The organism is Aeromonas piscicola (genome assembly GCF_000820005.1).
GTDB lineage: Bacteria > Pseudomonadota > Gammaproteobacteria > Enterobacterales > Aeromonadaceae > Aeromonas > Aeromonas piscicola.
The window spans coordinates 421,057-430,083 of the sequence record NZ_CDBL01000052.1 but is presented as its reverse complement, the minus strand read 5'-3'; the positions used below and the strand labels follow the sequence as shown (position 1 = coordinate 430,083).

The window sequence follows — 9,027 nt, the reverse complement described above, 5'->3', positions numbered from 1 at the left end:
GAATCAACAGATTGAAATTAACCACCGTCTCAAATTAATCAGCGATACTGTAAGATGAAAAATAAAATTAAAGAAATTAAAGTGTTGGTAGAAATGCATGAAACTGGAGCTATTCGCGATAGCGAATTTATCACTCGCTTATTCACTCTTACGGGTGAAATGCGAGCGAAATATTCGAAAGATAACGCAACGTTGGCGAATCCGTCACGTATGGGAGTTGCCAGAAAGTCGCAACGCCCTATTTCATTAATGTAATGGGAAACTAAGGGGCCTCAATTAGCTAATATTCTTCAGTTAAGAGAGTTTTAACCCCGAGCAGCATGGTTCTAGGACTAAAAGACGGAGGAGGCGTGATATCTCCTCCGTCTATCGCATGTCAGTTAGGACAAGGGCCATAGGCCAATTTATTTGGCCTACCAACAGTAAGAGAAAGATGCGTTTCTAGAGGTAAGAAACTCATTTTTTATCGGCAATAAAAAGACCATATTAATTTTCATAAAAATACAACCCACATTTATTTAGAACATTACCAAATAGAGGTTAATTGATAAAAAACCTTATTACCCTGTCTCCCCTAACAACAATAGGCCACTAATGAAAAGCCTTGATTATACGATCTGCCAATATTTTATATCTCGTGCTAAAAAACACTACACTGAAGCAAGTTTTTATATTGTGACGACTATCTAAAAAGATAAAATATTAAAATCTATTTTCTCTGCCAGCGTCGCAACAGGCGACCGCGCAGGCCGCAGTCGAGTAGCCAGCTGTTGTCGAACACCCGCAGCAGCGCCGGCTTGGCGTGGCGGGACATGGCGACGGCGTGGAAACGGGTCTGCTGTTTGCGCTGGCGGTTCATCCGATCCAGCAGGGCGTGCGGCAGGCTCTGGGCGATGAAGTCGGAAACCACCAGCACGTCGGCCCTGGTGAAGGCGGGATCATCGAGCTTGATCAACGCCTTCTCGAGGCAGGGCACCAGATCGGTGCCGCCGTGAAAACTCATGGAGAGGAAGCGCTCCGCCTTGTCCAGACCCGTGTCTGCGGTGATCTCCAGGGTCGCCACCTCGGTAGAAAACAGCATCAGATAGCAGCCCCGCTTCTCGTCCATCGCCACCTTTAGCAACGCCAGAAACAGCGCCTTGGCGCACTCCTCCGGATAACCACCCATGGAGCCCGAGGTATCGATGCAGACGATGAAAGGGCCCCGCTGCTGCAGCTGATGGCCCCCCAGCTCGGGGGTGCGCAGCAGCAGGCGCTGGCGCGGCAGGGTGCCCCGCGACTGGTAGCTGAGCAGGCGCCGCTCCAGATAGCGGCGATAGAACTCCAGCTCCAGCTCGGGCAGGGCCAGCATCACGGCCTCGCTCGGCAACAGCCGCATCAGATCGCTGGCGGGGTGTATGCCCACCAGATCGTCCGGCACGTCGTCGGTCTGCACCTCTTCCAGCTCGTGCACCTGTACCGGCGGCACCGGGGATTCATTGGCCCGGTTGTCCTGCTCGCTGCGCCCCAGCAGGTTGGCTATCTCGGCCAGCAGGGGTTCGCGCTGCAGCATGCGGGCGTACTGCTTGATCAGCACCAGGCTGCGCTTGTGCCAGCTGCCCTGGGCCAGATCCCACAGGCCTCCGGCGGAGATCTGGTTCGGATCCAGCGCATCGGCCAGGGTGCGGCTCGCCAGCAGCTGATCCTCGATCTCCTGGCGCTGCTTCTCCCGCTCCGCCTCGGCGATCTGCTGCTGCAGCTGCAACAGGCTGCCCACCAGGCTGGTGCGCCACTTCTCCATCAGCAACAGCCGCTGACTGTCGGTGGGGTGGGCCATGATCTGGCGCACCAGGCTGCGCGCCTCGCCGGCGAAGGGGCTGAACTGTTCCAGCCCGTCCAGCAGGGTTGGCAGGCGCCCCATCAGCTCGGCCAGCGGCAAACCCTTGTGCGCCTGATACAAGCGGTACTCCTGCTCCAGCGCCACCGGCACCGGCTTGTGGCGCATCTCCTCGCCGAGCTGCTCGCTCCAGCGCCGGATGCGCTTTTGCAGCAGCTTGCCCTGCAGCGGGGAACGCTTGATGAACTCGGAGATCTTGGGCGCCGAGGCAAGCAGCAGCGCCATCTCCCCCGCCAGCTCCCCCTCGCCGATGAGCAGACCCAGGTCCATCATGCCGATCTCAAGCATGGCGCCTCCCGTAACGGCTCACCGCGCCTGGCGCCATCCACTTTATTGCCTCGCCCGTGTGCATGACTCAGGCGTCCAGCTTCGGCAGACGATCGTGCCAGTGAGTGATTTCGCTGCGCAGCTGCTCCAGATCCCGGTTCAGCACGAAGAAACTGTCTTCCACCTGCTGCAGCCAGTGGCGGCCGATGAAGAGGTGCTGCTGATGGCGCTCGAACAGACTGCGCTGACGCTTGAGCTCCTGTTGCAGCAGGCCGCTCTCGGCCAGCAGTCCGGTGAGCGCCACCTGCCAGGGGGCGATCACCACCTCGGGGATGGCCGTGCGCTCCACCAGCACCAGCGGTATCTGCTGGCGTTGCAGGTCCAGCACCTGCAGCCGCAGCTCGTCGTCCAGCACCAGCTCGTAGTGCCCCTCCTTTGGATTGCCCAGGGGCCAGCCCACCAGCGCCTCGCCGGTGGGGTGCCAGTGCGACAGCAGGGTGCGATCGAACACCAGGGTCTCAATCAGCCGCTCCGGATCGTCGCCATCCAGCGCCGCCGGGGTGAGCAGGTTGAAGTGCACCAGCTTGCCGAACGGACGGGCATTGGCCAGCGGGATCTGGATGCCGCGGGCGCGGCGTCCGAACCACTGCTGGCGCTGCTTCGCCTTGCAGCACAGGCGCTGGGCCACTGCGCTCCTGAGCTGCTTGAACTGATCCCGCAGCCCCATCAGCTGGCGGGTCATGGCCAGCTGCTGGTAGCCATAGAGGCGGGAGAATTCGGTCATCATCTCCAGCAGGGCGGTGCGGGAGGCATCGTCGTGCCAGAGGCAATCCTTGAACAGCAGCAGATCCAGGGGGGCCACCTCGTCGCGGCCGCTGAAAAAGGCACTCGCCTTGATGAGCCTGACCGCCTTCTTCCAGCGCCGATCCGACACGTAGCAGCTGTGGGCCAGCTGGCTGTCGAGCTGTTGGCGCAGCTGATAGATGAGCTCGAAGCAGTCGTCGGGCAGCCGCACCTGGTCGATCTGCACCTGCCAGGCCTCATACTCCTCGCTGTGGATCTGCACAGAGGGGGGCAGGTTCTGGTGAGACTGGCCGTCGCTCGCCAGCATGGCCTGGAAGTTGGCTTTCTCCTGCACTCTGTCCATCCAGATCCGCACCAGCATGCGATCGTAAAGCGCCTCCAGCCCGCTGTCCGGCGCCGGCAGCTCGTTGGAGGCGGTCACCAGCAGCCGCATGGGGATGGGGTGCTGGCTGTCGCCGTTGCGAAACTGTCGCTCGTTGATGGCGGTGAGCAGGGTGTTGAGGATGGCGGGACCCGCCTTCCAGATCTCGTCGAGGAACACCACCTCGGCCTCCGGCAGGTAGCCCGTGGTCAGCCGCAGGTACTTGCCATCCTCCTTCAGCGCCTGAATGGAGAGGGGCCCGAACACCTCCTCCGGCGTGCTGAAGCGGGTCATCAGGTATTCGAAGTGCCGCGCCTCATGGAAGGCCAGCTTGAGACGGCGGGCGATCAGGCTCTTGGCGATGCCGGGCGGGCCCAGCAGGAAGACGCTCTCGCCGCTGAGGGCGGCCAGCAGACCGAGCCGCAGGGCATCCTGGCGCTCATACAATCCCTCGCCAAGGGCCGACAACAGGCGTGGCAAGCGTTCATGAATGGGGGCAAGGCGAAGATTCTGTGGTGCTAAAGGTGGCATAAGCGCACTTCCGATACTGGGGTTGTCTGGAACCGGCACACCCGCGACTCGGTCGAATGTTCCCTGTTCTGCTTATTGTATTGTGTCGAGGCCACCTGCGGGAAAAACCGGCGGGCGCATGGGCGCGGGGCCACTACTCCTGGCTAAAACATACCGCAAAAGATGCAGCAAAACGCGTTCGAGTGTACCCTGCGCAGAGCTTTTTTCACCAATGCAGATCAAGACAGAGCCACAGCCCATGCAAGATCCCGTGCGTCAGAGCACCCATCAGGCGCCATCCCTTGAGCAAAGCGGCCTCACGCCCGACCTGATGCGTCAAACCCTGTTGGCCCGAATGGGCATACAGTGCTGGCAACTGCGCCGCCCGGCCCTGCTGGGGGCCCATGCCGCCCCAGGCGACCAGGCGGCTGCCGAGCCAGCCCCGGCTCGGGATCTGCCCTCCGTCGAACTGGCCCAGCCTGAGCTCGACACGCCGCCGGCTGGCAAGCTCTGGATCCAGGCCCCTCGCCTGCCCGCCCCGACCCTGCTGGCGGATCTGTGCCAGCTGCTCGGCATAGGCGTCGACGAGGTGACGCTGCTGACCACGCTGCCCGCCGGGCACAAGCCCCCCCAGCTCTGGCTGGAACAGGCCGATCCCGCCTGGCCCGATGCGTTGGTCTGCCCGCTCACGCCGACACCGGCCCAGAAACGGGCGCTGTGGCAGCAACTCAGATCGCGCCTCGGTTAAGCGATCGTGTTGCCCGGATCTGCCCCCTTTCCTTCCGCCGCCCCGACCCGGAGCCACCATGCCTGAGTTTCGTCCCCTGCTCGAGACAGATTTCGAGCTGATTTACCCCATAGAACAGGCCGCCCACAAGGAGCCCTGGAGCCAGGCCAATCTGATCTCCTGCTTCGGGCCGCGCTATCTCAATGGCTTGATGCTGCTGGATGGCCGCCCCGCCGGTTTCTACATATCGGATCTGGTGGCGGGCGACAGCTCGCTGATGAACATCTGCGTGCACCCCGACTTTCAGGGCAAGGGGCTGGGACGGGCGCTGCTGAAGGAATATCTGACGCGCAGCAAGGCAAAGGGGGCCGAGGCCTGGTTCCTGGAGGTGCGCGACAGCAACAAGACAGCCATCGGTCTCTACGAGAGCGAGGGATTTGCCGAGTATTGCCGCCGGGCCGACTACTATGGCACCGGCCAGGATCGGGAAGACGCCGTGCTCATGTCCCGCCTGTTCGATTTCGGCTAGACCTCCGCCCTACAGCAGCGGCGCATTGTCGAGAGCTGGATCCTGCAGGCTCTGGGTGGTGTGCAGTACGGCTTCAAAGCCGGCCGCCGACAACGGCATGAAGAAGCCGCGCCGCCAGGTGACGCCCGGCATCCAGATCTGCTGAAGGTCCACCACTATCTTGATGGGCTTTAGCGGTTCCCCCGGCTGCTGCACATAGATGCCGGGCGGGGTCGCCACCTGCGGGAAGCGGCGCAGTATGTGCTCGCTGCCATCCCCCGCATCCGGGTTGAGCCGCACCTTGATCAGCCTGGCCAGCACGGGCGCCATCTCCTGTGACTGCCACAATGTGGCGTCCAGCACCTTGCAGCGTCGGCACTTGGCGCGCTCGATCACATAGAGCAGCGGATAGCCCTTGTGCAGGGCCAGCTGCTGCGCCTTGGCGTACCCATCGGCGCCGATCAGCCAGGGGTTGTCTTGCTCGCTGGCCATATCCCCCAGCGCAAACCAGAGCCCGCCAGCCCCGGCCAGCAACAGCAATGCCCCTGTGACCATCCCCTTGATCCCGATACTCATTGTTCACCCTCCCTGAATGGCTCCGCTTGGTCATCGACCATCATGCCCCAAGCTTGCCCAGATTGCTGACTTTGTGATCCAAGACAAACAGCGCACACTTGTAAGCTGTAATCTTAGAGTTTAAACTCCAGCGCGATTTTTAGTGCCCCTGCGGGCGTACAACTGTTACTTGAGGATGTTTGACTGATGCCGAAACTCCATCTGGTTCGACTGATGCGTGAACGTATCGCCCGGCTTGGCAACAAGGCCGCCCTGCGCGTACAACAGGATGGCCAGTGGCGTGCCATCGGCTGGCGTACCCTGGGACAGGCCATGGACTACTGCGCCCAGGCGCTGATCCGCGCCGGCCACCAGCCCACCGAAATGGTCGGCCTCTACGCCCGCAACATGCCGGAGTGGACCCAGGCCGATCTCGGCATCCTCGCTGCCCGCGGCATCAGCGTGCCCATCTACCCCACCAGCACCCTTGAGCAACTGCGCTATATCGTACGCGATGCCAACATAGGTCTGCTGTTCGTCGGTGAACAGGCCCAGTTCGATCAGGCGCTCACCCTGTTGAAGGATGGCGAGATCCGCCAGATAGTCGCCCTCGATGGCAAGGTCAACCTGCGTGACTGCCCGGCGGCCAGCCACTTCCAGGCCTTTCTGGTCTCCGGCAACCATCAGGCCAGCGAGCAGGAGTTGCGAGTACGGGAAACCCAGTACCGAATGGACGACCTGCTGACCCTGATCTACACCTCGGGCACCACGGGTGAACCCAAGGGGGTCATGCTCGATTTTGCCAACATCGCCGCCTGTTTCGAGATGCACAACAGCCGCCTCGACCTCAATGAACAGGATGTGTCGCTGTGCATGCTGCCGCTCAGCCACGTGTTCGAGCGCGCCTGGACCTACTACGTGCTCTACTGCGGTGCCGAGAACGTCTATATCCGCGATCCGCAGAAGGTGATGGATGTGATCGGCGAGGTGCAGCCGACCGTGATGTGCGCCGTGCCGCGCCTCTACGAGAAGGCCTACGCCATGATCCAGGCCAAGGTGGCTCAAGCGCCACGCCTGCGTCGTGCCCTGTTTGGCTGGGCCACCGACGTCGGCAAGCAGCTGGTCGCCAGCCGTCAGGCCGGCAAGGCGACCTCGCCGCTGCTCTACGCCCAGCTCTGGCTGGCGGAGCGACTGGTGTTTCGCAAGCTGCGTGCCCGCTTCGGTGGTCGCACCCGCTTCCTGCCGGTGGCAGGTGCTCGCCTCGCCGACGACGTGAACTTCTTCTTCCAGGCCATGGGGCTCAACCTCAAGTACGGCTACGGCATGACAGAGACCACGGCCACCGTCTGCTGCTACGAAGACCACCAGTTCAAGCTGGGCTCCATCGGCACGGCCCTCAGTGGCATAGAAGTGAAGCTGGGTGAGAGCAACGAGCTGCTGGTCCGTTCCCCTACCGTGATGCGCGGCTACTACAACAAGCCAGACGCCACGGCCGAGGTGATGACCGAGGACGGCTTCCTGCGCACCGGCGATGCGGGCGAGCTCGACAGCGACGGCAACATCTACTTCACCGAACGCCTCAAGGAGCTGATGAAGACCTCCAACGGCAAATACGTGGCACCGCAACTGGTGGAGGGGACCATCGGCAAGGATCGCTTCATCGAGCAGATCGCCATCGTCGCCGATGCCCGTCACTTCGTCTCGGCGCTGATCGTGCCCTGCTTCGAATCGCTGGAGGAGTACGCCCGCTCCATCAACCTGCAATACCAGTGCAAGACGGAGCTGCTGCGCAACTCCCGGGTGATGGAATTCTTCGATGCCCGCATCCAGGATCTGCAAAAGGAGCTGGCCAAGTTCGAACAGGTGAAGAAGTTCACCCTGCTACCGAGCGCCTTCTCCATGGAGCTGGGGGAGATCACTCCCACCATGAAACTGCGCCGCAAGATCATCGAATCCAAGTACCAAAGCGAGATCGAGGCCATGTACAACCATGTCTGATCCCTCGCCGGACATGAAAAAGCCGCTTCAAGAGCGGCTTTTTGCTGTTTGCTTGCCACTCAGGGCAGCTTGACCAGCGGCTGCTCGCGCAGCTCTGTGGGACGACCGGCCTGGATCTTGTCCACCTCTGCCAGCGCCTGCTTCACCTCCTCCCCATTGCGCAGCAGGCGATAAGTCAGATCGAAGGTCTTGGTCTCACCCGGCTGGATCTTGGGAACCAGTCCCAGCGGACGCTGGTACTTGGTGCTGTAGGCATAGCTGGTGCCGGGCTCGATACCCGTCACATAACCCTGGGCCCGGGTGTCGGTGTTCTTCCAAAGGGTCAGCACTGGCAACTGGTGCGTGTTGTAACCAACCGCCACACCGGCGCTGCCCGCCCGATTGTTCAGCACCGCCAGGGTATTGCCCTCGGCGTCGCTGTAGGGCACCAGATTGAACACCATCTCGTCGAAGCCCTTGGTCGGCCCCAGATAGGTTTGCCAGCTCTTCAGCCCCGCCTTGGCATAATCGTTGAACGGGGAGATCTGCTTCACCGGGGTGCTGACTTGCGCCCCCTCTTCCAGGATCGGCGCCCCGAAGTTGCTGTGATAGATGATCTGGTACTCGTTCTCATAATCCGCGTGGTTGGTCAGCTTGTCCTGCAGGGCAAATTCTGCCTGACCTGGCACTACGCTCAGCTGGGTCTAGGTGACCAGCTCGCTCATCTTGAAGGTGCGCTCATCCACCCGACCCAGCACGTGAATGGCATAGGGCGGCTCCTCATCTATGGTCACGCTGACCACGGACGCCGGTATGTTCTGCACCCGGCCATGCAGGCTCTTGAGTCGGCCGTCATCGTCCACCCCAGGGTGACCGGTCCACTCGTAACCGCAGCGCACCAGCATCTCGTTGAAGCCATCGAGCCAGCCGAGACCGGCGCGGCTCTCCAGATCGATGAAGGCCGGGTTGACCACCTCCTTGACGGGGGAATCCCAACCGAGGCGCACATCGGCCCCCTTGACCTCCTTGATCCCCATGCCGCGGGTCGGCACCAGGGTAATCTTCATCACGCCGTTGTCGACGATCAGCAGATCCACTCCCTCCTGACGTCCGCCGTGCAGGCGCTTCTTCTCGACGGAGAAGGGTACCGGACTCTTGATCCCCAGCTTGTCGCTGGTGATCTTCCAGTCCCCCACATCCAGTCCCTGCTGGGAGTCGGTCAGCAGGAATTCGGCGGCCTGGCCCGAGCTCGCGCCCAAGGCGAGCAGAACGGCAATGGAGAGTCTCTTCAACATGGATTTATCCTCGTGTCTCTTGTTCTTGTGAATGGTTTTCGTGAAAGCTGAATCGTTTCAGTTGTCGTGACGTTAGGCCTCCACGGCGCAAGACTCAAGCTGCAAAAGGGGGAAATGTGAGCAGATTGACAATAAAAGCCCCACCCG

Annotated in this window: 7 protein-coding genes and 1 pseudogene; 4 read left to right on the top strand and 4 right to left on the bottom strand. The window is 61.3% G+C overall.

Translation table 11 applies throughout. The annotated features are described in order from the left end of the window. Positions 1 to 54: 54 nt before the first annotated feature. Positions 55 to 255: a hypothetical protein gene (locus BN1128_RS25400; RefSeq protein WP_156140258.1), complete on the top strand. Its 201-nt coding sequence runs from the start codon at positions 55 to 57 to the stop codon at positions 253 to 255. Positions 256 to 709: 454 nt separating this feature from the next. On the opposite strand, the gene viaA is transcribed toward BN1128_RS25400, so the two are convergent. Beyond that, positions 710 to 2,164 (bottom strand): ATPase RavA stimulator ViaA, encoded by a 1,455-nt coding sequence (gene viaA, locus BN1128_RS12625; protein ID WP_042869209.1) that lies wholly within the window; start codon positions 2,162 to 2,164, stop codon positions 710 to 712. Between the two features lie 67 nt (positions 2,165 to 2,231). Further along, positions 2,232 to 3,839: an ATPase RavA domain-containing protein gene (locus tag BN1128_RS12620; protein ID WP_042869207.1), complete on the bottom strand. Its 1,608-nt coding sequence runs from the start codon at positions 3,837 to 3,839 to the stop codon at positions 2,232 to 2,234. A gap of 238 nt (positions 3,840 to 4,077) precedes the next feature. Here BN1128_RS12620 and BN1128_RS12615 point away from each other — a divergent pair, with 238 nt between their 5' ends. Together BN1128_RS12615 and rimI are read left to right on the top strand one after the other, a co-directional pair. Further along, positions 4,078 to 4,566, top strand: coding sequence for a hypothetical protein (locus BN1128_RS12615; protein ID WP_042869372.1), 489 nt, complete (start codon positions 4,078 to 4,080; stop codon positions 4,564 to 4,566). A 58-nt stretch (positions 4,567 to 4,624) separates the two neighbouring features. Then, on the top strand, positions 4,625 to 5,074 hold the full coding sequence (gene rimI, locus BN1128_RS12610; protein ID WP_042869205.1) for a ribosomal protein S18-alanine N-acetyltransferase: 450 nt from the start codon (positions 4,625 to 4,627) through the stop codon (positions 5,072 to 5,074). Between the two features lie 9 nt (positions 5,075 to 5,083). On the opposite strand, the gene BN1128_RS12605 is transcribed toward rimI, so the two are convergent. Continuing rightward, a complete protein-coding gene (locus BN1128_RS12605; RefSeq protein WP_042869203.1) occupies positions 5,084 to 5,629 on the bottom strand; it encodes a thioredoxin domain-containing protein in 546 nt (181 codons plus the stop codon). A 186-nt stretch (positions 5,630 to 5,815) separates the two neighbouring features. Between BN1128_RS12605 and BN1128_RS12600 the strand changes: the two genes are divergently transcribed. After that, a complete protein-coding gene (locus BN1128_RS12600) occupies positions 5,816 to 7,606 on the top strand; it encodes an AMP-dependent synthetase/ligase (protein ID WP_042869200.1) in 1,791 nt (596 codons plus the stop codon). A gap of 59 nt (positions 7,607 to 7,665) precedes the next feature. Here BN1128_RS12600 and BN1128_RS12595 read toward each other — a convergent pair. Then, positions 7,666 to 8,880, bottom strand: a pseudogene (locus BN1128_RS12595) (aldose 1-epimerase family protein). Positions 8,881 to 9,027 lie beyond the last annotated feature (147 nt).

Bases quoted from the DNA above. Each gene is read 5' to 3' on its own strand.
- BN1128_RS25400 (WP_156140258.1), top strand. From the start codon at position 55: ATGAAAAATAAAATTAAAGAAATTAAAGTGTTGGTAGAAATGCATGAA.
- viaA (WP_042869209.1), bottom strand. From the start codon at position 2,164: ATGCTTGAGATCGGCATGATGGACCTGGGTCTGCTCATCGGCGAGGGG.
- BN1128_RS12620 (WP_042869207.1), bottom strand. From the start codon at position 3,839: ATGCCACCTTTAGCACCACAGAATCTTCGCCTTGCCCCCATTCATGAA.
- BN1128_RS12615 (WP_042869372.1), top strand. From the start codon at position 4,078: ATGCAAGATCCCGTGCGTCAGAGCACCCATCAGGCGCCATCCCTTGAG.
- rimI (WP_042869205.1), top strand. From the start codon at position 4,625: ATGCCTGAGTTTCGTCCCCTGCTCGAGACAGATTTCGAGCTGATTTAC.
- BN1128_RS12605 (WP_042869203.1), bottom strand. From the start codon at position 5,629: ATGAGTATCGGGATCAAGGGGATGGTCACAGGGGCATTGCTGTTGCTG.
- BN1128_RS12600 (WP_042869200.1), top strand. From the start codon at position 5,816: ATGCCGAAACTCCATCTGGTTCGACTGATGCGTGAACGTATCGCCCGG.